This window comes from Pseudomonas sp. BN102, from assembly GCF_029871245.1.
Classification (GTDB): Bacteria; Pseudomonadota; Gammaproteobacteria; order Pseudomonadales; family Pseudomonadaceae; genus Metapseudomonas.
This window is the reverse complement of sequence record NZ_SSON01000059.1, coordinates 55,600-80,438: the sequence shown is the minus strand read 5'-3', so window position 1 is coordinate 80,438 and position 24,839 is coordinate 55,600. Positions and strand designations below refer to the sequence as shown.

Annotated in this window: 22 protein-coding genes; 12 read left to right on the top strand and 10 right to left on the bottom strand. The window is 66.0% G+C overall.

Features of this window, described 5'->3' with window-relative positions; all coding sequences use genetic code 11:
* Positions 1–301 precede the first annotated feature (301 nt).
* From E8F12_RS11775 to pcaC, 6 genes are all read left to right on the top strand, one after another.
* A complete protein-coding gene (locus E8F12_RS11775) occupies positions 302–1,150 on the top strand; it encodes a CoA transferase subunit A (protein ID WP_280325410.1) in 849 nt (282 codons plus the stop codon).
* Positions 1,150–1,932 (top strand): CoA-transferase subunit beta, encoded by a 783-nt coding sequence (locus tag E8F12_RS11770; protein WP_280325409.1) that lies wholly within the window; start codon positions 1,150–1,152, stop codon positions 1,930–1,932. Before E8F12_RS11775 ends, E8F12_RS11770 begins: the two co-directional genes overlap by 1 nt.
* A complete protein-coding gene (pcaF, locus tag E8F12_RS11765; RefSeq protein ID WP_280325408.1) occupies positions 1,929–3,134 on the top strand; it encodes a 3-oxoadipyl-CoA thiolase in 1,206 nt (401 codons plus the stop codon). Before E8F12_RS11770 ends, pcaF begins: the two co-directional genes overlap by 4 nt.
* 132 nt (positions 3,135–3,266) lie before the next feature.
* Positions 3,267–4,628 carry a 3-carboxy-cis,cis-muconate cycloisomerase gene (locus tag E8F12_RS11760; protein ID WP_280325407.1) on the top strand — a complete coding sequence of 454 codons (1,362 nt, stop codon included), beginning with the start codon at positions 3,267–3,269 and terminating at the stop codon, positions 4,626–4,628.
* A gap of 9 nt (positions 4,629–4,637) precedes the next feature.
* Positions 4,638–5,426, top strand: a complete 789-nt coding sequence (gene pcaD, locus E8F12_RS11755) for a 3-oxoadipate enol-lactonase (protein ID WP_280325406.1) — start codon at positions 4,638–4,640, stop codon at positions 5,424–5,426.
* A gap of 79 nt (positions 5,427–5,505) precedes the next feature.
* A complete protein-coding gene (gene pcaC / locus E8F12_RS11750) occupies positions 5,506–5,895 on the top strand; it encodes a 4-carboxymuconolactone decarboxylase (protein WP_280325405.1) in 390 nt (129 codons plus the stop codon).
* A gap of 371 nt (positions 5,896–6,266) precedes the next feature.
* Here pcaC and E8F12_RS11745 read toward each other — a convergent pair whose 3' ends face one another.
* The 3 genes from E8F12_RS11745 to E8F12_RS11735 form a co-directional block, all read right to left on the bottom strand.
* Positions 6,267–7,976 (bottom strand): FAD-dependent oxidoreductase, encoded by a 1,710-nt coding sequence (locus E8F12_RS11745; protein ID WP_280325404.1) that lies wholly within the window; start codon positions 7,974–7,976, stop codon positions 6,267–6,269.
* A 184-nt stretch (positions 7,977–8,160) separates the two neighbouring features.
* Positions 8,161–9,435, bottom strand: a complete 1,275-nt coding sequence (locus tag E8F12_RS11740; RefSeq protein ID WP_280325403.1) for an OprD family porin — start codon at positions 9,433–9,435, stop codon at positions 8,161–8,163.
* 95 nt (positions 9,436–9,530) lie between these two features.
* Positions 9,531–9,701, bottom strand: a complete 171-nt coding sequence (locus E8F12_RS11735; RefSeq protein WP_280325402.1) for a hypothetical protein — start codon at positions 9,699–9,701, stop codon at positions 9,531–9,533.
* A gap of 275 nt (positions 9,702–9,976) precedes the next feature.
* Here E8F12_RS11735 and E8F12_RS11730 point away from each other — a divergent pair, with 275 nt between their 5' ends.
* The 3 genes from E8F12_RS11730 (at position 9,977) to E8F12_RS11720 (ending at position 12,731) form a co-directional block, all read left to right on the top strand.
* Complete coding sequence (locus E8F12_RS11730; protein WP_280325401.1) at positions 9,977–10,750, top strand: IclR family transcriptional regulator; 774 nt, start codon at positions 9,977–9,979, stop codon at positions 10,748–10,750.
* A gap of 238 nt (positions 10,751–10,988) precedes the next feature.
* Positions 10,989–11,804, top strand: a complete 816-nt coding sequence (locus tag E8F12_RS11725; RefSeq protein ID WP_280325400.1) for a sugar phosphate isomerase/epimerase — start codon at positions 10,989–10,991, stop codon at positions 11,802–11,804.
* Between the two features lie 48 nt (positions 11,805–11,852).
* Positions 11,853–12,731, top strand: a complete 879-nt coding sequence (locus E8F12_RS11720; protein ID WP_280325399.1) for a DMT family transporter — start codon at positions 11,853–11,855, stop codon at positions 12,729–12,731.
* Between the two features lie 269 nt (positions 12,732–13,000).
* On the opposite strand, the gene E8F12_RS11715 is transcribed toward E8F12_RS11720, so the two are convergent.
* A complete protein-coding gene (locus E8F12_RS11715; protein ID WP_280325398.1) occupies positions 13,001–14,338 on the bottom strand; it encodes an MFS transporter in 1,338 nt (445 codons plus the stop codon).
* Between the two features lie 762 nt (positions 14,339–15,100).
* Between E8F12_RS11715 and quiC the strand changes: the two genes are divergently transcribed.
* Entirely contained in the window at positions 15,101–17,011 is a 1,911-nt protein-coding gene (gene quiC / locus E8F12_RS11710) for a 3-dehydroshikimate dehydratase QuiC (RefSeq protein ID WP_280325397.1), read from the top strand.
* Between the two features lie 96 nt (positions 17,012–17,107).
* Complete coding sequence (locus tag E8F12_RS11705; RefSeq protein WP_280325396.1) at positions 17,108–17,776, top strand: TetR family transcriptional regulator; 669 nt, start codon at positions 17,108–17,110, stop codon at positions 17,774–17,776.
* On the opposite strand, the gene E8F12_RS11700 is transcribed toward E8F12_RS11705, so the two are convergent.
* Genes E8F12_RS11700 through E8F12_RS11685 form a run of 4 tightly spaced genes read right to left on the bottom strand, consistent with a single transcriptional unit; the run spans position 17,718 to position 22,322 of the window.
* Entirely contained in the window at positions 17,718–19,448 is a 1,731-nt protein-coding gene (locus E8F12_RS11700; RefSeq protein WP_280325395.1) for an FAD-dependent oxidoreductase, read from the bottom strand. The genes E8F12_RS11705 and E8F12_RS11700 overlap by 59 nt on opposite strands.
* Before the next feature lie 5 nt (positions 19,449–19,453).
* Positions 19,454–19,774 carry an NIPSNAP family protein gene (locus tag E8F12_RS11695; RefSeq protein ID WP_280325394.1) on the bottom strand — a complete coding sequence of 107 codons (321 nt, stop codon included), beginning with the start codon at positions 19,772–19,774 and terminating at the stop codon, positions 19,454–19,456.
* Positions 19,775–19,783: 9 nt separating this feature from the next.
* Positions 19,784–21,502 (bottom strand): FAD-dependent oxidoreductase, encoded by a 1,719-nt coding sequence (locus E8F12_RS11690; RefSeq protein ID WP_280325393.1) that lies wholly within the window; start codon positions 21,500–21,502, stop codon positions 19,784–19,786.
* 10 nt (positions 21,503–21,512) lie between these two features.
* A complete protein-coding gene (locus E8F12_RS11685; RefSeq protein WP_280325392.1) occupies positions 21,513–22,322 on the bottom strand; it encodes a shikimate dehydrogenase in 810 nt (269 codons plus the stop codon).
* 242 nt (positions 22,323–22,564) lie between these two features.
* Between E8F12_RS11685 and E8F12_RS11680 the strand changes: the two genes are divergently transcribed.
* Positions 22,565–23,344: an IclR family transcriptional regulator C-terminal domain-containing protein gene (locus tag E8F12_RS11680; protein ID WP_280325391.1), complete on the top strand. Its 780-nt coding sequence runs from the start codon at positions 22,565–22,567 to the stop codon at positions 23,342–23,344.
* A 93-nt stretch (positions 23,345–23,437) separates the two neighbouring features.
* Here E8F12_RS11680 and E8F12_RS11675 read toward each other — a convergent pair whose 3' ends face one another.
* Complete coding sequence (locus E8F12_RS11675) at positions 23,438–24,295, bottom strand: shikimate dehydrogenase (protein ID WP_280325390.1); 858 nt, start codon at positions 24,293–24,295, stop codon at positions 23,438–23,440.
* 5 nt (positions 24,296–24,300) lie between these two features.
* Entirely contained in the window at positions 24,301–24,744 is a 444-nt protein-coding gene (aroQ, locus tag E8F12_RS11670) for a type II 3-dehydroquinate dehydratase (protein ID WP_280325389.1), read from the bottom strand.
* Positions 24,745–24,839: the final 95 nt, after the last annotated feature.

Here is a 24,839-nt window from a genome sequence, read left to right as displayed (position 1 = left end):
TTTCGAGCGCCGTTGCCTTGCATTGGCACGGCCTGCTCTACCTGTGGGGGCGATTTTAATCGCCAAGGGCAGCTCAGCTGCCCCATGGCGGTATGGTAGGGCAGGCCTTCGGCCTGCTTGGCGAATGAATTCGCCCCCACAAAAGCGCTCGCGGTTTCCGGGAAGAACAGTCGTTAGCTTCGTACACATCCGTTCGATAATCGCACCAATAGTCGATTATCGGATTGTTTGAGGGGCAGGGCACGGGTACTTTTTCCTCACCCGGCGCCAAAACGCCCTGGATAACAACACGAGATCTACCATGGCTGAAATCCTGTCTCTCCGCGAAGCCGTCGAACGCTTCATCAACGATGGCGACACCGTAGCCCTCGAGGGCTTCACCCACCTGATTCCCACTGCCGCTTCCCACGAAATCATTCGCCAGGGCAAGAAAGACCTGACCCTAGTGCGCATGACCCCCGACCTGGTCTATGACCTGCTGATCGGTGCCGGTTGCGCGAAGAAGCTGGTGTTCTCCTGGGGTGGCAACCCCGGCGTGGGTTCGCTGCACCGCCTGCGTGACGCGGTGGAGAAACAGTGGCCGCATGCCCTGGAGATCGAGGAGCACAGCCATGCCGACCTGGCCAACTCCTACGTGGCCGGCGCCTCGGGCCTGCCGTTCGCCGTGCTGCGTGCCTATGCCGGTTCCGACCTGCCCAAGGTCAACCCGCTGATCAAGTCAGTCACTTGCCCGTTTACCGGTGAAGTGCTGGCCGCCGTGCCTTCGGTGCGTCCGGACGTCACCGTGATCCACGCGCAGAAGGCCGACCGCAAGGGTAACGTGCTGCTCTGGGGCATCCTCGGCGTGCAGAAGGAAGCGGCCCTGGCGGCCAAGCGCTGCATCGTCACCGTGGAAGAGATCGTCGACGACCTGAACGCGCCGATGAACGCCTGCGTCCTGCCGACCTGGGCCCTGACCGCCGTTTGTCACGTACCCGGTGGCGCCCACCCGTCCTACGCCCACGGCTACTACGAGCGCGACAACCGCTTCTACCAGGCCTGGGACCCGATCGCCCGCGACCGCGAAACCTTCACTGCCTGGATCGACCAGTACATCCGTGGCACCAAGGATTTCAGCGAGTTCCAGACCAAGATTGCGGAGGCCAAGTGATGAGCGCCTACACCACCAATGAAATGATGACCGTGGCGGCCGCTCGCCGCCTGAAGAATGGCGCCGTCTGCTTCGTCGGTATCGGCCTGCCGTCCAAGGCCGCCAACCTGGCGCGCCTGACCTCGTCCCCCGACGTGGTGCTGATCTACGAATCCGGCCCCATCGGCGCCAAGCCGACCGTACTGCCGCTGTCCATCGGTGACGGCGAGCTGGCCGAGACCGCCGACACCGTGGTCCCCACCGGCGAGATCTTCCGCTACTGGCTGCAGGGTGGCCGCATCGACGTCGGCTTCCTCGGCGCCGCCCAGGTCGACCGCTTCGGCAACATCAACACCACCGTGATCGGCGACTACCACCAGCCTAAAGTGCGCCTGCCCGGCGCCGGCGGTGCCCCGGAGATCGCCGGTTCGGCCAAGGAAGTGCTGATCATCCTCAAGCAGTCCCACCGCACCTTCGTCGACAAGCTGGCCTTCATCACCTCGGTCGGCCATGGCGAAGGCGGCGACCACCGCAAGCAGCTGGGCCTTCCTGGCAAGGGCCCGGTCGGCATCATCACCGACCTCTGCATCATGGAGCCGGAGGCCGGCACCAACGAATTCGTCGTCACCTCGCTGCACCCGGGCGTGACCCGTGAGCAGGTAATCGCAGCCACAGGCTGGCCGATCCGCTTTGCCGCCGAGCTCAAGGAGACCGTCGCGCCAAACGACGAGGAACTGACCGCGCTGCGCGCCCTGGAAGCGCGCACCGCCGCCGCCCACGGCCAGCAAGGGGGTGAGGAATGAGCCGCGAGGTCTACATCTGCGACGCCATCCGCACGCCCATCGGCCGCTTCGGTGGCGCCCTGGCGCCGGTACGCGCCGACGACCTGGCCGCTGTGCCGATCAAGGCCCTGGTGGAGCGCAATCCCCAGGTCAAATGGGATCAAGTGGATGAAGTCTTCCTCGGCTGCGCCAACCAGGCTGGTGAAGACAACCGTAACGTAGCGCGCATGGCGCTGCTGCTGGCTGGCCTGCCGGACAGCATCCCCGGCGTGACCTTGAACCGTCTCTGCGCTTCCGGCATGGATGCGGTGGGCACGGCCTTCCGCGCCATCGCCTCAGGCGAGATGGAACTGGCGATTGCCGGCGGCGTGGAGTCCATGTCCCGTGCCCCCTACGTGATGGGCAAGGCCGACAGCGCCTTCGGCCGCAGCCAGAAGATCGAGGACACCACCATCGGCTGGCGCTTCATCAACCCGCTAATGAAGGCCCAGTACGGCGTCGATGCCATGCCGCAGACCGCCGACAACGTCGCCGACGACTACCAGGTTTCCCGCGCGGACCAGGACCTGTTCGCCCTGCGCAGCCAGCAGCGAGCAGGCGTTGCCCAGGCCGCCGGCTTCTTCGCTGAAGAAATCGTGCCGGTGGTGATCAAGGGCAAGAAGGGCGAGACCGTGGTCGACCAGGACGAGCACCTGCGTCCCGACACTACCCTCGAAGCCCTGGCCAAGCTGAAGCCGGTCAACGGCCCGGACAAGACCGTCACCGCTGGCAACGCTTCGGGCGTCAACGACGGTGCCGTGGCGCTGATCCTGGCGTCCGCCGAAGCGGTCAAGAAGCACGGCCTGACCCCGCGTGCGAAGGTACTCGGCATGGCCAGCGCCGGCGTTGCCCCTCGCGTGATGGGCATCGGCCCGGTCCCAGCAGTGCGCAAGCTCATGGAGCGCCTGAACCTCGCCATTGGCGACTTCGACGTGATCGAGCTGAACGAAGCCTTCGCTGCCCAGGGCCTGGCCGTGATGCGTGAACTCGGCATCGCCGATGACAGCGAGAAGGTCAATCCAAACGGCGGCGCCATCGCCCTCGGCCACCCGCTGGGCATGAGTGGCGCTCGCCTGGTGCAAACCGCATTGCACCAGCTGGAGAAATCCGGCGGCAAGATCGGCCTGGCGACCATGTGCGTTGGCGTGGGCCAAGGCCTGGCCCTGGCCATCGAGCGGGTCTGACGCCATTGGTGCGCACGGCACACCCTACCGTAGGGTGCGCTGCGCGCACCGGCCGTTCCGCGCCACAAAGGCTGGCCCCGAACGGCTGGCTGCGATAAAACGAATCACCACCCCGCATTCCGGAGCACTGGCTTGAACAGCCCGAGCAACCAACTCTTCGATGCCTACTTCACCCAACCGACCATGCGCGCGATCTTCTGCGACCAGGGCCGGGTGCAGGGCATGCTGGACTTCGAGGCCGCACTGGCTCGCGCCGAGGCGAAGGTGGGGCTGATTCCCGCCGACGCCGTCACGCCCATCGAGTCCGCCTGCAAGGCCGATTTCTACGACTATTCCGCTCTGGCCCAGGCAATCACCGCGGCGGGCAATTCCGCCATTCCGCTGGTCAAGGCGCTGGGCAAGCGGGTCGCCGCCCAAAGCGTCGAAGCCGAACGCTACGTGCATCTGGGCGCAACTAGCCAGGACGCCATGGATAGCGGCCTGGTGCTGCAACTTCGTGCCGCCACTGAACTGCTCGAACAGGACCTCACAGGTCTTGCCGAAGCCCTGGCGGTACAAGCCGAGCGCTTCGCCGATACGCCGCTCGCCGGCCGCACCTGGCTGCAGCAGGCCACGCCCGTCACCCTCGGCATGAAGCTGGCCGGGGTACTGGGCGCCGTCACCCGACATCGCCAACGCCTGGGCGAGCTGAAGCCGCGTCTGTTCTGCCTGCAGTTCGGCGGCGCCTCCGGCAGCCTGGCCGCCCTCGGCGAGCAGGCCTGGCCGGTGGCCGAGGCCCTGGCCCGCGAGCTGGACCTGGACCTGCCCGACCAGCCCTGGCACACCCAGCGCGACCGCCTGGTGGAGTTCGCCAGCCTGCTCGGCCTGATCGCCGGCAGCCTGGGCAAACTCGGCCGCGACCTCAGCCTGCTGATGCAGACCGAGGCCGGGGAAGTCTTCGAACCGTCCGCTCCCGGAAAGGGCGGTTCTTCCACCATGCCGCACAAGCGCAATCCGGTGAGCGCCGCGGTGCTGATCGGCGCCGCCACCCGCGCGCCGGGCCTGGTCTCCACCATGTTCGCCGCCATGCCCCAGGAGCACGAGCGCAGCCTCGGTCTCTGGCATGCGGAATGGGAAACCCTGCCCGAACTCTGCTGCCTGGTTTCCGGCGCGCTGCAACAGGCGCTGCTGGTCGTCCCCGGACTGGAAGTGGATGCCGCGCGTATGTGCCGCAACCTCGACCTGACCCAGGGCCTGGTGCTGGCCGAGGCGGTGAGCATCGCGCTCGCCCAGCGCATCGGCCGCGACGCCGCTCATCACCTGGTGGAGCAGTGCTGCCGCCAGGCGGTGAAGGAGGGCGCCCATCTGCGCCAGGTACTGGGCGCCAATCCGGAAGTCACTGCGCAACTTTCCGCCGCCGAGCTGGATCGCCTGCTCGACCCGGCCCATTACCTCGGACAGGCGCTTCGCTGGGTCGAACGCGCCGTTGCCGACCACAAGAATTTCTCGCGCTAGGAGCTTTACATGCCTGCCGTAACCCTCGCCGATGGCGACCTGAACTACCGACTCGAAGGCCCGGCCGGCGCGCCGGTGCTGGTACTGTCCAACTCCCTGGGCACCGACCTGCATATGTGGGACGCACAGATCCCGGCTTTCACCCAGCACTTCCAGGTGCTGCGCTATGACACCCGCGGCCATGGCCAGTCCGTGGTCAGCGAAGGCCCCTACAGCATCGAGCAGCTGGGCCGTGACGTGCTGGCCCTGCTGGACACGCTGGACATCGCCAAGGCCAGCTTCTGCGGCCTGTCCATGGGCGGCCTGATCGGCCAGTGGCTGGCCATCAACGCCCCCGAGCGCCTCCAGCGCCTGGTGCTGTGCAACACCGCTGCCAAGATCGGCAGCCCCGAAGTCTGGAACCCACGCATCGACACCGTGCTCGCCGGTGGCGCCCAGGCCATGCGCGACCTGCGCGATGCCTCCATCTCCCGCTGGTTCACCGCGGAATTCGCCGAGGCTGAGCCGGCCAAGGTCGAGCCCATCGTCGGCATGCTGGCGCAGACGTCGCCCGAGGGATACGCCGCCAACTGCGCCGCCGTGCGCGATGCGGACTATCGCGAGCAGCTTGGCAGCATCAGCGTGCCGACCCTGGTCGTCTGCGGCAGCGGCGATCCGGTGACCACCACAGAACACGGGCGCTTCATGCAGGAACGCATCCGTGGCGCCGAGCTGGTGGAGTTCCACGCCGCGCACCTGTCCAACGTCCAGGCCGGCGATGACTTCAGCCAGCGGGTTCTGGCGTTCCTGACCCAATGACCCCGCTGGTGCGCACGGCGCACCCTACATCGCCGTAGGGTGCGCTGCGCGCACCGCACATCCCGATTCGGAGTCGAAGATGGACGAAAAAGAACGCTACGAAGCCGGCATGCAGGTGCGCCGCGCAGTATTGGGCGACGCCCATGTGGACCGCAGCCTGCAGAACCTGACGCCCTTCAATGAAGAATTCCAGGAAATGATCACTCGCCATGCCTGGGGTGATATCTGGACCCGCCCGGGCCTGCCGCGCCATACCCGCAGCCTGATCACCATCGCCATGCTCATCGGCATGAACCGAGAGGGCGAACTGAAGCTGCACCTGCGCGCCGCGAAGAACAATGGCGTGACCCGCGACGAGATCAAGGAAGTGATCATGCAGAGCGCCATCTACTGCGGCATACCGGCGGCCAACGCCACCTTCCACCTGGCCGAGGCCGTGTGGGACGAGTTGGGGGTGGAATCCCTGTAGGGGCGAATTCAATCGCCAGGCAGGCCGAAGGCCTGCGCATCGACCTCGAATGGGGCCGCGCGGCGGCCCTTGGCGAATGCATTCGCCCCTACAAGGCGCCCAGCAACAACGCCGCCCGGACCACGCATCCGGGCGGCGTTTTTTTGGCTCGGGAGAAGCTTGTAGGGTGCTTATCCCTGTGGGGGCGAATTCATTCGCCAAGGGCAGCACAGCTGCCCCATTGGGACGTGTAAGGCAGACCTGCGGCCTGCTTAGCGAATGAATTCGCCCCCACAAGAAAAGCGAGATTCCGGGCGGCGATACATGCAGGGTACTTGTCCGTGTAGGGGCGAATTCATTCGCCAAGGGCAGCGCAGCTGCCCCCGGGCCAATCAGACCCCGGCCACATGCTTCCCGGCGATATAGCCGAAGGTCATCGCCGGCCCCAGGTTGATCCCGCCGGAGGGGTAGTGCCCGCCCAGCACGCTGGCCATATCCGTGCCGGCTGCATAGAGGCCGGGGATGGGCTTGCCGGCGATGTCGAGTACCCGCGCATTACCGTCGGTACGCAGGCCGGCGAAGGTACCGAAGCAGCCTGGCTGCACTTTCACCGCGTAAAAGGGGCCCTGCTCGATTGGCGCCACGCAGGGGTTGGGGCCGGTATGCAGCGCGTCGCCGTTCCTGCGGTTGAACGGCGTGCTGCCCCGGCGGAAGGCCGGGTCCTCGCCCTGGCGGGCATGCTGGTTGAACTCGGCAACGGTCCTGGCCAGGCCCACCGGATCGATGCTGCATTCGCGGGCCAGCTGCTCGATGCTGTTGCCACGCTTGAGGTAGCCATTACGCAGTTGCGGCCAGAGCGGCACGGGCGCCGGGCGGGCAAAGCCCAGCCCGTAGCGGCGCTGGAAGCGGTGGTCGCAAATCAGCCAGGAGCAGGGCTCTTCGCCCTCCGGCACCGTCTCGAGCATGGCGGCGACATAGTCGTAATAACCGCCGGCCTCGTTGACGAAGCGCCTACCATTGGCGAGCACGCCGATGATCCCCGGCTTGCCGCGGTCGATGATGTGCGGGAAGTGGCCGACCGTGCCGTCGGGGTAGGGCACCCTGGATACCGGCGCCCAGGCCACCGGGGACTTGAGATCGTCGGCCACCACGCCACCCGCCGATTCTCCCAGACGCAAGCCGTCGCCGGCGCAGGCGAGCGGGGGCAGGGCGAGGTTGTCGTGGCCGCTGGCATCGCGGGGGAACATGGCCCGCCGCCGTGCCGGGTCATTGGGGAAGCCACCAGCGGCGAGCACCACGGCGCTGGCGCGGATGGCCAGTTCGGCTCCATTGTGCTCCACCACCGCGCCGCGCACCTGGCCGTCGACGATGATCAGCCGCCGCGCCGGCGCTGACTCCAGCAGCCGCACGCCCAGGTCGTCGGCGGACTTGGCCAGGCGCGCGACCAGCGCCACGCCGTTGACCAGGTGCATGGCACGGCCATGACGGGCCAAGTGGTAGAGGTGGGCAGTGAAGCGCCGGGTGACATGGATGAAGGCGCGAAGCGAGCGGGTCATGCCGAGGAATGCAGCAAGGTCGGAGCCAGCCATGATCGGCATGCCCATGAAAGAGGTTGCGCGCATTGTCTTGCGCAAGCGTGGCAGCAGGGCGCCGACTTCGCGGGCGTCATAGGGGGCGGCAATCACCTGGTGACCACCGGTGGCGGCGCCGGGCGTGTCGCCATGCATATCCGGGATGCCGTTGCCGTCGACGAACTGCAGCGCGGTGTGCTGCTCGAAGAAGCCGACCATTTCCGGACAGGCTTCGAGGAAGGCATCCACCATTTCCGGCCGGTACTGCTCACCCAGCTCATGACGCAGGTAGGTGCGTGGCTGTTCGATGTCTTCTTCGATGCCGGCGCGGCGGGCCAGGGGATTGCGCGGCACCCACATCCAGCCGCCGGACCATGCGGTGGCGCCGCCGAATACCGGATCCTTCTCCACCAGCACCACCCGCTGCCCGTGATGGGCGGCGGTGACCGCGGCGGCGAGGCCTGCCGCGCCTGAGCCTATGACCAGCAGGTCGCAATCGAGGTTGTGTTGAGTGGGACTTTCGGCAGGCATCGGGCAATTCCTTAATTAATGGAACGTGGTTCCATATTCTATGGTCGACTTGTTGATCGACCAAGGCGACAACCCAGCTAATGGCCGATTAGCGAACACCTATCTCTCGTAGGGTCGAGGTCAGCACAATAAAAAAGCCCGCCAGAAGGCGGGCCAAGATAGTCAAAGCACACTTACCAAAGGTTCAGAGCAACGAGAGCGGGTAGGAGATGATCAGCCGGTTCTCGTCGAAACTGGTGTTGCTACCCCAGTCGCGGCGCATGCTGGAGTTGCGCCACTTGAAGCTGAGAGCCTTGAAGGCGCCGGACTGCACCACGTAGGCCAGTTCGCTTTCGCGGCCCCATTCCTCGCCATCAGTGACCGTCCCGACATGCGCATTGTCGCCACTGATATAGCGGTTCATCAGCGTCAGGCCGGGCACGCCCAGGGCGGCGAAGTTGTAGTCGTGGCGCAGCTGCCAGGAGCGCTCGCCGGCGTTGTCGTAGCTGGAGTTGTAGCTGTCGTTGGCCAGGGTGCCGCCGCTGGTGCCATTGACCCGCATCCAGGCATCGTCGCCACTGACTTTCTGCAGGCCGACATAGAAGGTGTTGGCGCCGTACCTGGCGGAGAACAGGCCGGACCAGGTGTCGTTGTCCAGGTCGCCGGCCTGGGCACTGCCATCTTCCTTGCCGGTGAAGTAGCCGAGGGTGGCGCCCAGCGTCCAGTCGCCGATCGGCTGGCTGTGCACCAGTTGGACGAACTGCTGCTCGTAGATGTCCTTCAGCTGGGCGTTCCACAGGCCCACCAGGGTGCGGTCGTCATTGAAGCTGTACTCGCCACCGACGAAATTGAAACGATCGGAAGTGAAGGCGGCTCGGCCGTTCATGAACATGTCTTCCATGCTCGCGTCATTGCGTGGGCTGTTGCCGCGAAACTGGCCGCCGTAGAGGGTCAGGCCGTCGATTTCCTTGGAGGTGACCTGACCGCCCTGGAAGGTCTGCGGCAGGGAGCGGCCGTCGTCGGCGCGCAGGATCGGAAGTACCGGCATCCATTCGCCCACCTTCAGCTCGGTGTTGGAGATGCGCATCTTGCCGGCCACAGCCAGTCGGCCGAAGTCGTCGGCGGGGCGGCCGTCGTCATGCACCGGCAACAGCTGCGTGCCCTTGGTGCCACGGCCGCCATCGAGCTTGACCGAAAGCAGGCCGAGCATGTCGACGCCTAAACCCACCGTGCCTTGGGTGAATCCGGAGCGGGCGTCGAGGATGAAGCTTTGGGTCCATTCCTCGGCCTTGCCCTGGGTAGCGGAGTCGCCTACGAAATTGCGATTGATATAGAAGTTGCGCAGATTCAGGGTCGCCGTGGCGTCTTCGACGAAACCGGCCTCCTCGGTAGCCTGGGCGGGCATGGTGCCCAGCGCGACTGCGGCGGCGAGGAGGCTGGGGGCATAGCGGAGTGCCTGGCTGCTGCTGGTGGATTTCATGCTCGATCTTGCCTCTGTGATTGTTGTTTTCAGGTGCGCACAAGGCCCTTCGCGGCGTTTTGCGCGAATGTGGGTCGGTCGGGATTTCGGCGGCGCTAGCGGGCTTTGCGCAAGGCGCTCAGGCGCTGCAGGCTGCGTTGCAGGCGGTCGCAGAGGAACTCGTCGCTGGCCAGTTGGACCAGTCCGATGGAGGCGAACGGCGAGCAGCGGTCGAAGGCATACCCGGAGGCGGGTGGCGAGGCATGGGATGGTTGGGGCTGAAGCATCGCTATGGACCTTTCTTGTATTTATGGCGAAAGGCGCGAAGCGTTGCTGGGGTCGCAGGCTGGTTGCGGCAACGCTTCGAACCTGGGACCGATAGTGAAAGCTGCCGCCGCGGTGTTCAATTCATCCAGAGCGCTTCTGTTCGATAATCGAACAACAACTAACTATTCCGTACATTTTCGTGACTGAGCCGGCTAAACAGGCTGCTGGAGTTCCAGGTTTCTAAGGGGAGTGCTTGTCTTCTAGAATCGGCGAACACTCCTCAGGATCATTGCCCATGGCCGGTAGCCAGATCGAACGCGCCTTCAACCTTCTCGAACGCCTCACCAGCGACCCCCGCGGGCTGCCCATGCAGAGCCTGGCGGATGAGCTGGATATCCCCAAGAGCGCCACCCACCGCATGCTCGCTGAACTGATCCGCCTCGGTTACGTGCGGCAGAACGAGGAGAACAGCCGTTACCAGCTGTCCACTAGGCTGGTGGCCATGGCCTTCCGCTACCTCGCCAGCAGCGGCGCGGACATCGTCCAGCCGATCCTCGACCGCCTGGCCCAGGAGACCGGCGAACTGGTGCGCCTGGGGGTGATCGACGGCGACCGCCTGACCTGGATAGTCAAATCCCAGGGCGCGCGCTCCGGCCTGCGTTATGACCCCGATATGGGCCGCGATGCGCCGCTGTTCTACACGGCGTCCGGCCACGCCTGGCTGGCCAGCCTGAGCGATGCGGAAGCCCTGGTGCTGGTGGAGCGTCAGGGCGTGGCCGACCCGGCCGACTTCGGTCCCAACGCACCGCGTTCCAATATCGAACTGCTGGAGCGCCTGCGCCTGGCCCGCGAGCATGGCTATGCCTGGGTAGTCGAGAGTTCGGCGGTTGGCACGTCGGCCCTGGCCGCCGTGGTCCGCGACCCGCGCAGTGGCAAGACCATTGGCGTGCTCAGCGTCGCTGGCCCCAGCGCGCGCCTGCCGGAAGCGCGCCTGCATGACGTGGCGCCGCACCTGCTGGAGGCCGCAGCCGAGCTTTCGGCGGCGAGCCAGGCTTCCGAGTTCTTCTGAGAGTCCGTCTGTTTGTGGGGGCGAATTCATTCGCTATGGGCAGCGCAGCTGCCCCTGGCGATCGGCAGGCCTGTGGCCTGCTTAGCGGTTGATATCGCCACCACGAAATACGTCGTTTTCCTGCAAATCCTCACCACAGGGCGCGTGATCGCCCCTTGATCATTTTCTTCTTGCGATAAACTGGAACCAGGTTCTAAATATCGCAATTCCAATTATGGAACTGGATTCCGAGAAGAACATGACTGACCGCATCTTTTCCCTCGCCGCCCTGACCGTACTCGAACTCTCCCCGCCAGACATGGTGGAAGTGGCCGCTCGCACCGGCTACAGCCATGTGGGCCTGCGCCTGGTGCCGGCCACGCCCGAGGAGTACCACTTCCCGCTGGTAGCCGACGCCGGGTTGCGGCGCCAGACCCTGGAGCGCCTGAGGGATACCGGTGTGCGCGTGATGGACATCGAGATACTGCGACTGAAGCCGGAAACCCGCGTGGCGGACTTCGAGGCCGTACTGGCGGCCGGAGCCGAGTTCGGCGCCACGGACGTGCTGGTGGCCGGCAACGATGGTGACGAGACGCGCCTGACCGATAACTTCGCCGCCTTCTGCGACCTGGCCGGCCAGTACGGCATGCATCCCAGCCTGGAGTTCATGCCCTGGACCGACGCCCGCGACCTGACCCAGGCGGTACGCATCGTCGAAAATGCCCGCCGCGCCAACGGGGGCGTGCTGGTGGATGCCTTTCACTTCAATCGTTCGGCCTCGCGCCTGGAAGACCTGGCGGCGGTGGCCCCGGCGCGCCTGCGCTACGCCCAGCTCTGCGATGTGGCTGGGCCGCGCCCGGACGACATGGATGAAATCCTCCGCCAGGCACGCAACGAGCGGCGCTTCCCCGGCGATGGCGACAGCGATCTTCTCGGCCTGCTGCGCACCTTGCCGGCGGACATCCCGCTGAGCCTGGAAATCCCCACACGCCAGTTGATGGAGCAGGGCGTCAGCGCCCTCGACCGCGCCCGGATGGCAATGGACAAGGCCCGGGTCTTGCTCGGCCAACTCTGAGATTCACCCTTGCGCGGCCGGCTGGGCCGCGTTTTTTTCGAGAAGCCGATGAGCCTCAGTACCCCGCTATCCGGAGCCAACCAACCGCTGCGGGGCATCCTGCTGGTGGTCCTGGCCACCTTCCTCTTCGCCGGGCATGACGCCCTGTCCAAATACCTTGGCGGCCTGTATCCGGTGATCATGGTGATCTGGGCGCGCTACCTGGTGCACACGCTGCTGATGACCGCGATCTTCGTGCCCCAGGCGGGCTTTCGCGTTCTGCGCACCCGCCGGCCGCTGCTGCAGGTGCTGCGGGCGCTGAGCCTGCTCAGTACCAGCCTGCTGTTCACTGCCGGCCTGCAGCACATCCCGCTGGCGGAGGCCACGGCGGTCAACTTCCTCGCCCCGGTGCTGGTGACTGCACTGTCGGCACCCTTGCTGAAGGAACAGGTCAGTCTTGGCCAATGGGCCGCAGTGGTCCTGGGGTTCGTCGGCGTGCTGGTCGTCGTCCATCCTGGCGGCGCGCTGTTCACCCCGGCCATCCTGCTTCCGTTCGGTTCGGCGCTGGGCTTCTGCTTCTATCAGTTGCTCACCCGCAAGCTGGCCGCATACGACAGCCCCACCACCAGCAACTTCTTCGCCGGCCTGTGCAACACCCTGGTGATGAGCGCCCTGGTGCCGTTCTTCTGGAAGCTGCCGAGCCTGGGCCATGGCCTGCTGATGCTGGCCCTCGGCGGCGCCGGCATGGCCGCCCACCTGTTCCTCACCCAGGCCTTCCGTCTGGCCGCTCCGGCCCTGCTGGCGCCATTCGGCTACTGCCAGATCGTCTTCGCCGGGTTGCTCGGCTTCCTCCTGTTCTCCCACACCCCGGATGCGACCACGCTCGTGGGTATCGCCATCATCTGCCTCAGTGGCCTGGCGGCCGCCTGGATGCAGAAGCGGGCCTGAGATACGGCGGGATTTCTTTGTGGGGGCGAATGAATTCGCCCCCACATGGGAAGGCTGCCCATCCCGCTCCCTCCACGGGTGCTTGAGGCAAATCCAGGATCCTCAGACGTGGATGTTTACTGGCTCAGACCTGCCAAAAAGGCCTGCGAGGCAGAGCTTTCTCGTATGAATTCGCACCCACAGATGCGTGTTCTGGAGAGACCGGGGGTTAAGCGAGGGTGACGCGGAGGAGGGGGGCGGAGGCCCGGACGGGCCTCCGCGAGGGTGAATCAGCCTTCGGCCTGCTCGATCTTGCGCGGGGCCATGAAGTACAGCCAGGTGAGGGCGATGAAGTACATGGCCGGGATCATGGTGAAGAGCACGGCGTAGTTGTTATTGGTGGCCGTCAGCACGCCGCCGACTATCTGGGTCATGAACATGCCGCCGATCGCGGCGCACATGCCGCCGAAGCCGAACACGGTGCTCATCAGGTGCTTGGGCGTGTAGTCCATCACCAGGCTCCAGATGTTGGCGGTCCAGGCCTGGTGGGCACCCACTGCCAGGGCGATGGCCAGTACGGCGACCCACAGGCCGCTGGCGTTGGCGGCGAAGACCACGCCGACTATGGTGCAGGCGAAGATCAGCATTGAGGACAGGCGTGCGGTGGTGGATTTGACGCCACGGCCGATCAGCCAGGAGCTGAGGATGCCGCCCCCCACACTGCCGAAGTCGGCGGTCAGCCAGATCAGCATCAGCGGGATGCCCATCTGGGTCACGCTGATGCCCAGGTTGTACTGCTGGTTGAGGAAGGGCGGCAGCCAGTAGAGGTAGAACCAGAACACCGGCGCGGTGATCGAGTAGGCCAGGGCGAAGGCCCAGGTGCCGCGCATGCGCAGGATGCGGGAGAAGGGCACCTTGACCGGCTCGGGCTCGACGGCCTGGTTGATGTAGTCCAGTTCGGACTGCTTCACCTTCGGATGCTCGTCCGGGTTGAAGTAGTTGAGCGACCAGAACACCAGCCAGATCACGCCCAGGCAGCCCATGCCGATGAAAGCGGCCTGCCAGCCCCAGACGCTGAGGATCAGCGGCAGCAGGGCGGGGGTGACCATGGCGCCGACGTTGGTGCCGGCGTTGAAGATGCCGGCGGCCAGGGCGCGTTCGCCGGCCGGGAACCAGAGGCGGGTGGTCTTCACGCAGGCCGGGTAGTTGGCGGCTTCGGTCAGGCCGAGGATGAAGCGGCAGACCATGAAACCGGCAGCCGAGGTGGCCAGGCCGTGGGCGCCGGTGGCGAAGCTCCAGAGGAGCACGGCGAGGAAGAAGGCGCGCTTGACGCCGACCTTGTCGATAAAGCGGCCCTGCAGCACGAAGCCAATGGCGTAGCCGACCTGGAACCAGAAGTTGATGTTGGCGTAGTCCATCGCCGTCCAGCTCATCTTCTCGGCAAGGATGGGCTGCATCACGCCGAGGGCGGCACGGTCGATGTAGTTCAGGGTGGTGGCGAAGAACACCAGGGCGAGCATGCCCCAGCGCATCTTGCCGACGGCCATGGCGCTGCGGACCTTGCCGAACATGCCGCCCTGGTGGAGGGCGGGATCAGGAGCGATGCGGGCGGTTTGAGACTGGATCATTGTTGTTTTGCCTTCCGTTCTGTGACTGGTTCGCCAGTCGGTCTTCGACTCGTCTCGGGTGCCATTTCCTTCTCGCTACGCCGTTGTGGCGGTGTGCGAAGGGGCGATCTGCGCCAGGGCTGGCGGATCGTCCTTGAAGGTGGCTGGCGGCCGGTTGACCGGGTTGCTGCGCCGGAGCGCCGAGGAAGCCCGGGTTATTCGGAGTGCGGCGCGGCGGCACGCGGACTGCGCACCTGGGTCGAAATGACCGGCGACGCTGCAGAAGGAGAGCGGGAAGGGGGAGTGCAGGCTGGTAGAACGTTGAGTGCGAGCATGAGCAGGTACCCGTTTCTTGAAATTGTTATGTGTCGTGACGCTTGGCGTGCTAGCGCAGGGCCTTCCAGATGACTGGGCTGGCAGTGATGCCGTCCGGTCGGTTGCCTGCAACCTGGGGTTCATGTTGCGCAGTGATCGAAAAAGCGTCAATTCGATAACCGGCCTTTTGTTCGTTAATCGAACACAAAACTAACTGGTTCGTACATTGTGAATTGCTGCGCTGACTTTACGCGCGAATAATCAATCCAGCCACGGAAACAAGACTTTCGGGCTTCTTTTGTGGGGGCGAATTCATTCGCTGACCGGACCGAAGGTTCGGCAATCGATGTTCGTGGGGGCAGCTGCGCTGCCCTTAGCGAATGAATTCGCCCCCACAGGTTATCCGCCGCACCAACCTGTTCTTGCCGCTGACCGCAGAGCCGGCGCCCACCCACAAGGAGCTGAAGCATGCAGCGTTCCATTGCCACCGTCTCCCTGAGCGGTACCCTGCCGGAAAAACTCGAGGCCATCGCCGCCGCCGGTTTCGACGGTGTCGAGATCTTCGAGAACGACCTGCTGTACTACGACGGCAGCCCCCGCGAAATCCGCCAGATGTGCGCCGACCTCGGTATCGCCATCACACTGTTCCAGCCCTTTCGCGACTTCGAAGGCTGCCGCCGTGATCGCCTGCAGAAGAATCTCGACCGCGCCGAGCGCAAGTTCGACCTGATGCAGGAACTGGGCACCGACCTGGTGCTGGTGTGCAGCAACGTCCAGCCCGACGCCCTGGCGGATGAGGAAATCCTCGTCGATGACCTGCGCCTGCTGGCCGAGCGCGCCGGCGCGCGCAACCTGCGCATCGGCTACGAGGCCCTGGCCTGGGGCCGTCACGTGAACAGCTGGCAGCAGGTATGGAACCTGGTGCGCCAAGCCGACCATCCGGCCCTGGGCGTGCTGCTGGACAGCTTCCACACCCTGTCGATCAAGGGCGATCCGAGCGGCATCGCCGAGATTCCCGGCGACAAGATCTTCTTCGTGCAAATGGCCGACGCGCCGCTGCTGGCCATGGACGTGCTGGAGTGGAGCCGGCATTTCCGCTGCTTCCCCGGCCAGGGTGAGTTCGACCTGCCGGGCTTCCTCGCGCCCATCATCCGCAGCGGCTACAGCGGTCCACTGTCGCTGGAGATCTTCAACGACGGCTTCCGCGCCGCGCCACCGCGGGGCAATGCCGCCGACGGTCTGCGCTCGCTGCTGTACCTGGAAGAGAAGACTCGCAAGCTGCTGGCCAAGGACCCAACGCCTCCGGCCAACCTCGACATCCTCTTCTCGCCGCCGCCGGCCAGCCGCTACGACGGCGTGGAGTTCCTCGAGTTCGCCGTGGACGAGGCCCAGGGCGCCAAGCTCGCCGGCTGGCTGGAGTGTCTGGGCTTCGCCCGCGCCGGCCAGCACCGTTCCAAGGCAGTGAGCCTGCTGTGCCAGGGCGACATCAATATCGTCCTTAACGCCGAACCCTATTCCTTCGCCCATGGCTACTTCGAAGCCCATGGCCCGTCGCTCTGCGCCACGGCGCTGCGGGTGAAGGACAGCGCCAGTGCCCTGGAGCGCGCCCGCGAGTTCAAGGGCCAGCCCTATCGCGGCCTGGTGGGGCCCAACGAGCGGGAAATCCCGGCTGTGCGCGCGCCGGACGGCAGCCTGATCTACCTGGTGGAGCAGGCGCCCGCGGGCCAGACCATCTATGACAGCGACTTCATCCTCGACCCCAAGGCCAGCCAGGGCGGCAAGCTGCAGCGCATCGACCATATGGCCATGGCCCTGCCGGCCGACGGCCTGGATAACTGGGTGCTGTTCTACAAGAGCGTGCTGGACTTCGAAGCCGATGACGAAGTGGTGTTGCCCGACCCCTACGGCCTGGTGAAGAGCCGTGCCATCCGCAGCCGCTGCAGCAGCATCCGCCTGCCGCTTAACGTCTCGGAGAACCGCAACACCGCCATCTCCCACGCGCTGTCCAGCTATCGCGGCTCGGGCGCCCACCATATCGCCTTCGCCTGCGAGGACATCTTCGCCGAGGTGAGCCGCGCCAAGGATGCCGGCGTGCCACTGCTGGACATCCCGCTGAACTATTACGACGACCTGGCGGCGCGCTTCGACTTCGACGACGAGTTCCTCAGCGAACTGGCCTACTACAACGTGCTTTACGACCGCGATACCCAGGGCGGCGAACTGTTCCACGTCTATACCGAGCCGTTCGAGGGTCGCTTCTTCTTCGAGATCCTGCAGCGCAAGAACGGCTATGCCGGCTACGGCGCGGCCAACGTCGCGGTGCGCCTGGCGGCCATGGCCAAGGCGCGCAGCGGTGCCGCCGCCAAGGCCAGGCTGTAGACCGCGGGGAAGCCTGGTGCGGTGCCCGCGCCAGGCTTCCTAACGGCCGCCGCCCAGCCCATAATCGATCCAGTTTCCGCTGGCCGTGAGCCCAAGATGACCATTACCGCCGAACTCCAAGACCTGCCCGCAGAGGCTCCCCGCAAAGGGCGCAAGAACAATCCGGAGAAAACCCGCGAGAACATCCTCCAGGCGGCCGTCGCCGAGTTCGTCCAGCAGGGCCTTTCCGGCGCCCGGGTGGACGCCATCGCCGAGCGCATGCAGACCTCCAAGCGAATGATCTACTACTACTTCGGCAGCAAGGAGCAGCTCTACGTCGAAGTGCTGGAGAAGCTCTACGGCGACATCCGCAGCACCGAAGGCAAGCTGCACCTGGCCGAGCTGGAACCCCGCGAAGCCATCCGCCGCCTGGTGGAGTTCACTTTCGACCACCACGACCGCAACGTGGATTTCGTGCGCATCGTCAGCATCGAGAACATCCACCATGGCGAATACGTCAAGCAGTCCACCGCCATCCGCTCCATGAGCACCACCGTCCTCGACGCCCTCGGCGAGATCCTCCGCCGCGGCGAGGCCGAGGGGGTGTTCCGCCCCGGCCTGAACGCCCTGGACCTGCACCTGCTGATCAGCTCGTTCTGCTTCTACCGTGTCTCCAACCGCAATACCTTCGGCGAGATCTTCCAGATCGACCTCACCGACGAGCAGGTCAAGGCGCGGCACAAGGAGATGATCTGCGAGTCGGTGCTGCGTTACCTGCAGGCCTGAGGTCACCGGCGGCGAGCGCAAGGCCCACCAGGTAGCCGAAGGTCATTCCCGGCCCCAGGGTGATCCCGCCGCTGGGGTAGTGCCCACCCATGACGCTGGCCATGTCGTTGCCCACCACATACAGGCCGGGGATCACCTCGCCCTGGCTATCCAGCGCTCGCGCCGAGGCGTCGGTGCGCAGCCCGGCGAAGGTGCCGAGGCTGCCGGGCACCAGTTTCACCGCATGGAAAGGCCCTTTGCGCAGCGGCCCAAGCGACGGATTGGGGCCGTGCCGTGCTTCGCCCTGGGCGCGGTTGTAGGCCGAGGCGCCACGGCCGAACTCGGGGTCCATGCCGCGCTCGGCGTTGGCGTTGAAGGCCGCCACCGTCGCCTCCAGTTGCCGCCCATCCAGGCCGCATTGCCGGGCCAGTTCGTCCAGGTTCTCAGCTTTGTGCAGGTAGCCTTTGCGCACATAGGGCCGGTTGGGGAAGGGAAAGGGCCGGGCCCAGCCGATGCCGTAGCGGCGTTGCGCGCGGTGGTCGCAGATCAGCCAGGCAGCCGGTTCTTCCCCGGCTGGTGTCGCGTTGAACAGTGCATTCATGAAGTCATGGTAGGAATCGGCCTCGTTGGTGAAGCGTCGGCCGTTGCGGAGCACGGCGATGAATCCCGGCTTGGCGCGTTCCATCAGGTGCGGGAAGCCGCTGATGCTGCCGTCTGCCCGCGGCACCCGCGAGACCGGCGCCCAGGCGGCGGGGCTGGCGAGATCGGCGGCGACCCGGGCGCCGACCGCTTCACCCAGGCGTAGGCCGTCGCCCGTGTTGGTCGGCGGCGCGGCGGAAAGATGCCTGTGGCCGAACAGCTCGCCGATGCGTTGCGGGTCATGGGAAAAGCCGCCGCAAGCCAGCACCACGCCACGGCTCGCCCTGACCTTTGCCCGCTTGCCAGCCAGTTCCAGTTCCGCGCCCACCACCCGTTCGCCTTCGCGCAGCAGCGCCAGGGCCGGTGCATTGGCTTCCAGGCCCACGCCCAGGTCCAGGGCGCTGCGCAGCAGACGCGCCACCAGGGCATTGCCGTTGACCAGGTGCAGGCCACGGCCATGCAGCAGACGGTCGCGCCAGTGCCGCAGTAGGCGGCCGGCGACGTATAGGGCCGCGCGCGGCGAGCGGCTGGCATCGAGGAAATGTGCCAGGTCGGCGCCGCCGGCTATGCCCATGCCGCCCAGGCTGATCAGGTCCAGCGGCGGGCGCAGGGTATCGAGCCAGGCCCCGAGCTGGCGACCGTCGAAGGGCAAGGCGCAGAGGGAGCGCCCGCCATTCACAGCCCCGGGCGAGTCATGCATGTCCGGCATGCGGCTGCCCGAATAGAACTGCACATGGGTGTGGTTCTGGAAGAACTCCACCATTTCCGGGCCGCGGCGAAGGAAGGCTCGCAGGCGCTCGTCCAGTTGCTCCACGCCCAGTTCGGTACGCAGATAGCTTTCCACCGCCTGCTCCGAATCTTCCAGGCCCTCGGCCCGGGCCAGCGGGTTGCGCGGTATCCACAGCCAGCCGCCGGACCAGGCGCTGGTCCCGCCGAACTGGCCGGACTTCTCCGCCACCAGAACCTTCAGGCCCTGGTGGGCAGCGGTGACCGCCGCCGCCAGGCCGGAGGCGCCGGAGCCGATCACCAGCACGTCGCAGTGGTGTTCGGTCATGGCGCTCACTGCAGCGGCGAGAAGGCGGTGGGGCGCATCAGGCGCGACTCGAGATGCACCACGGCATCCAACTCCTTGTTCAGGCGGCCGAACTCGGCCCAGCGCGGGTCCGCCGCCATCTTCGCGCGCCGCTCGGCGCGATCGTCGAGGCTCTCGTAGGCCCAGATGTGCACCACCTGGTTGGCCTCGCCGAACTCGGTGGTGAAGAAACCTACCAGCTTGCCCAGGTGCTCAGTCTGCAGTTCCAGGCAGTGGCTGCGGTACAGCGCCAGCCAGTCGGCCAGCCTGGTGGGCTTGATGGTGTAGGTGCGCAGTTCGTAATACATGGGGATTCCTCAGCATTGGGATTGCAGGTGTTTGGCGGCATGGCAGGCGGCCAGGTAGCCGAAGGTCAGGCCCGGGCCGATGGTGATGCCGGGGCCGGGATAGGTGCCGTCCATGATCGAGTTCATGTCGTTACCGGCGGCATAGAGGCCGGCGATGGGGGCGCCCCGGCGGTCGAGCACGTTGGCGTTGGCGTCGGTCAGCAGGCCGCGCGCCGAGCCCAGGTCGCCGGTATGCAGGCGGATGGCGTACCAGGGGGCCGTGATGAGCGGCGCCAGGCAGGGGTTGGGTTGGTGATGCGGATCGCCCAGGGACTGGTTGTAGCTGGTGGCGCCCTTGCCGAACTGGCGGTCCTGGCCAGCGCGGGCATCCTCGTTGTGGCGCGCCAGGGTGGCGGCAAGGCCTTGCGGGTCGACGCCAAGGGCGCGGGCCAGCTGCTCCGGGGTATCGGCGCGGAACAGGTAGCCGGCGTCGATCAGGGCGCTGTTGTCCACCGGGCTCGGTCGCGCCAGGCCCATGCCGTAACGGCCCATGGCCTCGGCATCGCAGATCAGCCAGCAGGGCGAATTGCCTTCCCGCTGCATGGCCTGGACGAAGCTATGGTAGGAGTTCGCCTCGTTGGTGAAGCGCCGGCCCGCGCGGTTCACCGCGATGATCCCCGGCTTGGCGCGGTCGGTGACCAGGTGGGGGAAGCGCTCCAGCTCCCCGCCGGGCCGACGCAACTGCGAAACCGGCGCCCAGAAGAAGTTGGCCGCCATGCCTTGGCCGGTGGCCGCGTCGACTTCGGCGCCCAGAGCCAGGGCGGCGCCATCGTTGGTCGCCGGCGACATGGTCAGGTGGTCGCTGCCGGTGTCCGGGCGGAACTGCGCGGCCTGCTCGCCGGCGGCGAAGCCGCCCATGGCGCAGACCACGCCGGCGCGAGCGTGCAGGTGGAGCAACCGGCCTTCCTTGCGTACCCGCACGCCGCAGACGCAGCCCTGGTCGAGGATCAGCGAATCGGCGCCACAATTCAGCCACAGCTCGACGCCCTTGGCGAAGGCGGTGGTGGCCAGGCGGGCGATCAAGGCATTGCCCACGGTGAGGCGCGTGCCGCGGTCGTAGCCAAGGCGGTCCCGGCCGTAGCGGGCCAGCAGCTTCAGGCAATGCCAGAGCGACCTGGGCGAGCGACGGACGCTGAGGAAGTGCTGGATATCGACGCGGTTCACCATCATGCCGCCAAACAGCAGCATGCCTTCCGGCGGCCGGCGAAGGTCCTTGAAGCGCTCACCCAAGCGTCGGCCGTCGTACTCCACCATCTCCAGCGCGCGGCCACGGTCGGTAGCGCCTTCCTCCAGCGGGTAGTAGTCCGGCGAGAAGGGACGCAGGGCGTAGGCCAGGTCCGTGTGGGTTTCGAGAAAGTGCAGCGCCTCGCGGCCATGCTCGATGAAGGCGTCCACCAGTTCGGCGTTGTAGCCGGGACCTATGGTCTTGCGCAGGTAGGTGCGGATGGCCTTCGGACTGTCCTGGATGCCGGCGGCGCGGGCCTGGTCACTGTCGTGGATCCAGACGGCGCCACCGGATATGGCCGAGGTGCCGCCGAAGCTGGCGGCCTTCTCCACCATCAGCACCTTGAGGCTCTTGCAGGCAGCGGTGGTGGCCGCGGCGAAACCGGCGGCGCCGCTGCCGAGCACGATCAGGTCATAAGTACCCGCCACGTTCTCGGTGCGGGGTGGCTGGACGGCTGTGTTCATGGGGCTCTCCTCAGGCATCCAGGGGCATCACGCCCATATGGGCGCCGAGATTGCCCATCTGCGCGCGGGCCATCTCCGGGCCGGTCTGGATGCGGCAACCAAGGTCGCGGGCGAATTCGAGGAAGGGCGTGACGACCGGATTGGTCACCACATCGGCCACCAGGGCGCCTGGAGAAAGCGTTTCCAGCAGCAGGCCGGGCAGGGGCATCTCGCCAGTGCCACCCATGCCCACCGGCGTGGCGTTCACCACCAGGTCGAAGTTTTCAAGGCTTGGGTACCGGTTGCCGATTTCCAACTGCGGGAAGGCGCTACGCAGGAGGTCTGCGAGGGCTTCGGCGCGGGGTTTGTCGAGGTCGGCGATCACCAGCTGGCGCACGCCGCCTTCGCAGAGCGCATAGGCGATGGCCGCGCCGACGCCACCCGAACCCACCACCAGCGCCCGCTGACCGGCAGGCTGGAAGCCATGGGCGCGGGTGGCCTTGAGAAAGCCTTCGCCATCGACGTTGTCGCCCAGCAGGCGGCCATCTGCCCCGCGGCGGATCACGTTCACCGAGCACAATGCGGCGGCGCGCGGGCTGAGCGCGTCGAGTTGCCCGGCCAGCACCTGTTTGTAGGGCACAGTCACCACGCAGCCGCGCAAGTTGTTCCAGCCGCGCAGGGCGTCGATGAAGGCGGGCAGGTTCTTTTCGGCCATGTCCACGGCGATCATCGCCAGGTCCTGATCGTTGCTTGCGAACCAGGCGTTGAAGTTTTCCGGCGATTTCACCTGGGCGATGGGGCGGCCGATGATGGCCACCAGTTGGGTCGAACCACGGATCATGCTGATCTCCTGGGCTTGTTGTTGTGCCGGCAGTATTGCCAGCGGCCCAGGGCCAGCCAATGAACCAGAATGGCGTTTTGGTTGTTAATCGTAATGAGGTTGCGATAATCGCACCAGTCGGCGAAATCAGCTGGCTGGGTTCCTTGTAGGGTGCGCTGCGCGCACCGCATCTTCTGCGCGGGCTTCCGGTGCGCACGGCGCACCCTACGGAAAGGCAAATTAACCGGACAGGGGAGTAGGGAATGAAGACGCCGGTCATCCACCAGCGCGACCTGATTGCGGGGCTGCAGAAGGGCCTGGCATTGATGCAGCTGTTCAGCGAGGACCACCCGCGCCTGTCGGTGCCGCAGGCAGCCGCCATGTCGGGACTGACCCAGAGCGCTGCGCGGCGCTTCCTGCTGACCTTGGTGCACGAAGGCTTCGCCGAGACCGACGGGCGCCACTATTGGCTGACCGCCAAGGCGCTGCGCATCGGTCAGGCTTATGTGGATTCGGCGCAGCTGCCGCGCATGCTGCGGCCGATAGTCGAGCAGGTGGCGCGGACCACCCAGGAGCATGTGTCGGTGGGCCTGCGCGACGGCGACGACATCGTTCATATCGTGCGCAGCCGCTACAGCCATATCGCCTCGCTGTCCATCCGCCCCGGCTCGCGCATGCCCATGTACTGCACCGCCAGCGGGCGCATCTGGCTGGCGGCGTTTTCAGAGGAGGAGCTGGATGCCTACTTCGCGCGGGTGGAGCCGCGCCAGCGGACGCCCTTTACCCGTACCGGCATCGAGGAGTTGAAGGAAGAACTGCGCAAGGTGGGCGCCCAGGGCTATTCGGTAGTCGACCAGGAATACGAGGCGGGCATGTGTGTGCTCGGCGTGCCGCTGACCAACCGCAAGGGCGAACTCAAGGCCACCCTCACCATCACCACCCATGCTTCGCGCATGAGCGGCGACGAGATGCGCCAGCGCTACCTGACGCCCCTGTACGAGGCGCAGGCGCTCCTCAAGCCGGTGCTGGATGCCGGCGTGTAGGTTGGGCTGAGCCAAGCGAAGCCCAACGCGGAGCCGAAGCTGGAAATGTTGGGCTTCGCTGCGCTCAGCCCAACCTACGAGGTGCGGATGTGGTCAGCCATTCAGGCTGGCGAAGTGGGCCATCATCCGTGGCGCGTTCGCGGCCATACCGCTGAAGAGTTCAAAGGCCTTCACCGCCTGGAACACCGCCATGGTGCCGCCGTCCAGGGTGCGGCAGCCGAGGGCGCGGGCGTCGCGCAGCAGTTCGGTTTCCAGCGGGAAGTAGATGATTTCCGCCACCCACAGTTCAGGCCGCAGCAGTTCTGCCGGCACCGGGGTGCCTGGCAGCTTGGCCATGCCGATGGGGGTGGTGTTGACCAGGCCGTCGGCTTCCAGCATGGCGCTGGACAGGTCAGTGCCGAGTGCGGCACGGCCGGCGCCGAAGTGCTGGTTGAGGCTGTCCACCAGGGCCTGGCCACGGACGGCGTCCACTTCGAACAGGGTCAGGCGTTCGACGCCTTCGGCCAGCAGGGCGTGGGCCACGGCGGAACCTGCGCCACCGGCGCCCATCTGCACCACCTGGCGGCGTTGCACGTCGGGCAGGCCACGGCGGAAGCCCTCGCCGAATCCGAGGCAATCGGTGTTGTGGCCGACGCGTTTGCCATCCTTCAGCACCACGGTATTGACCGCGCCGATGCCAGCGGCTTCGGGAGAGAGTTCGTCCAGCAGCGGAATGATCGCCTGCTTGCAGGGAAAGGTGATGTTCAGACCGGTGTAGCCCATGCGCTCGGCGGCACTGAGCAGGTCGGGGAGGGCGGCGCTGTCCAGTTTCAGCTGGTCCAGATCGATCAGCCGGTAGAGGTAGCGCAGGCCCTGGGCGTCACCTTCATGTTCGTGCATGGCCGGGGTGCGGGAAGCCTGGATACCGGCGCCGATCAGGCCGGCGAGGACGGAGGTCTTGTTCTGGGACATGGCGCTCACCCCTTGTTGAACAGTTGGCCGAAGTGCTGCAACGCCAGGCTGTAGCCCTGGCTGCCGAGACCGCAGATCACGCCGATGGCGATGGCGGAAACGAAGGAGTGGTGCCGGAATTCCTCGCGCTTGTGCACGTTGGACAGGTGCACCTCGATCACCGGCAACTCGCTGGCCACCAGGGCGTCACGGATGGCAACCGAGGTGTGGGTCCAGGCGGCAGGGTTGATCAGGATGCCGGCGCAGCGACCGCGCGCCTGGTGGATCCAGTCGATCAGTTCGCCTTCATGGTTGGTTTGGCGGAAGTCCACCTCGAAGCCCAGCCCGGCTGCGGCGCGGCTGCACAGGGCGGAAATGTCGGCGAGGGTTTCATGGCCGTAAGTGGCGGGCTCACGAGTACCGAGCATATTCAGGTTCGGGCCGTTGAGGACCAGGACAGTGCGAGTCATTACAGCGATATCTCCATTGTTATTCTGGCCCGGCCAGGAAGCCGGGACGGGATGACAATGAAAATGTACTAACTAGTTAATTAGGTCAATTTGCC

Excerpts from the sequence above, each read along its gene's own strand:
- E8F12_RS11715 (WP_280325398.1), bottom strand. The coding sequence starts at position 14,338 with ATGATCCAGTCTCAAACCGCCCGCATCGCTCCTGATCCCGCCCTCCAC.
- quiC (WP_280325397.1), top strand. The coding sequence starts at position 15,101 with ATGCAGCGTTCCATTGCCACCGTCTCCCTGAGCGGTACCCTGCCGGAA.
- pcaC (WP_280325405.1), top strand. The coding sequence starts at position 5,506 with ATGGACGAAAAAGAACGCTACGAAGCCGGCATGCAGGTGCGCCGCGCA.
- E8F12_RS11720 (WP_280325399.1), top strand. The coding sequence starts at position 11,853 with ATGAGCCTCAGTACCCCGCTATCCGGAGCCAACCAACCGCTGCGGGGC.
- E8F12_RS11685 (WP_280325392.1), bottom strand. The coding sequence starts at position 22,322 with ATGATCCGTGGTTCGACCCAACTGGTGGCCATCATCGGCCGCCCCATC.
- E8F12_RS11770 (WP_280325409.1), top strand. The coding sequence starts at position 1,150 with ATGAGCGCCTACACCACCAATGAAATGATGACCGTGGCGGCCGCTCGC.
- E8F12_RS11725 (WP_280325400.1), top strand. The coding sequence starts at position 10,989 with ATGACTGACCGCATCTTTTCCCTCGCCGCCCTGACCGTACTCGAACTC.
- pcaD (WP_280325406.1), top strand. The coding sequence starts at position 4,638 with ATGCCTGCCGTAACCCTCGCCGATGGCGACCTGAACTACCGACTCGAA.
- pcaF (WP_280325408.1), top strand. The coding sequence starts at position 1,929 with ATGAGCCGCGAGGTCTACATCTGCGACGCCATCCGCACGCCCATCGGC.
- E8F12_RS11730 (WP_280325401.1), top strand. The coding sequence starts at position 9,977 with ATGGCCGGTAGCCAGATCGAACGCGCCTTCAACCTTCTCGAACGCCTC.
- E8F12_RS11705 (WP_280325396.1), top strand. The coding sequence starts at position 17,108 with ATGACCATTACCGCCGAACTCCAAGACCTGCCCGCAGAGGCTCCCCGC.
- E8F12_RS11745 (WP_280325404.1), bottom strand. The coding sequence starts at position 7,976 with ATGCCTGCCGAAAGTCCCACTCAACACAACCTCGATTGCGACCTGCTG.
- E8F12_RS11680 (WP_280325391.1), top strand. The coding sequence starts at position 22,565 with ATGAAGACGCCGGTCATCCACCAGCGCGACCTGATTGCGGGGCTGCAG.
- E8F12_RS11690 (WP_280325393.1), bottom strand. The coding sequence starts at position 21,502 with ATGAACACAGCCGTCCAGCCACCCCGCACCGAGAACGTGGCGGGTACT.
- E8F12_RS11675 (WP_280325390.1), bottom strand. The coding sequence starts at position 24,295 with ATGTCCCAGAACAAGACCTCCGTCCTCGCCGGCCTGATCGGCGCCGGT.
- E8F12_RS11740 (WP_280325403.1), bottom strand. The coding sequence starts at position 9,435 with ATGAAATCCACCAGCAGCAGCCAGGCACTCCGCTATGCCCCCAGCCTC.
- E8F12_RS11700 (WP_280325395.1), bottom strand. The coding sequence starts at position 19,448 with ATGACCGAACACCACTGCGACGTGCTGGTGATCGGCTCCGGCGCCTCC.
- E8F12_RS11695 (WP_280325394.1), bottom strand. The coding sequence starts at position 19,774 with ATGTATTACGAACTGCGCACCTACACCATCAAGCCCACCAGGCTGGCC.
- E8F12_RS11775 (WP_280325410.1), top strand. The coding sequence starts at position 302 with ATGGCTGAAATCCTGTCTCTCCGCGAAGCCGTCGAACGCTTCATCAAC.
- E8F12_RS11735 (WP_280325402.1), bottom strand. The coding sequence starts at position 9,701 with ATGCTTCAGCCCCAACCATCCCATGCCTCGCCACCCGCCTCCGGGTAT.
- aroQ (WP_280325389.1), bottom strand. The coding sequence starts at position 24,744 with ATGACTCGCACTGTCCTGGTCCTCAACGGCCCGAACCTGAATATGCTC.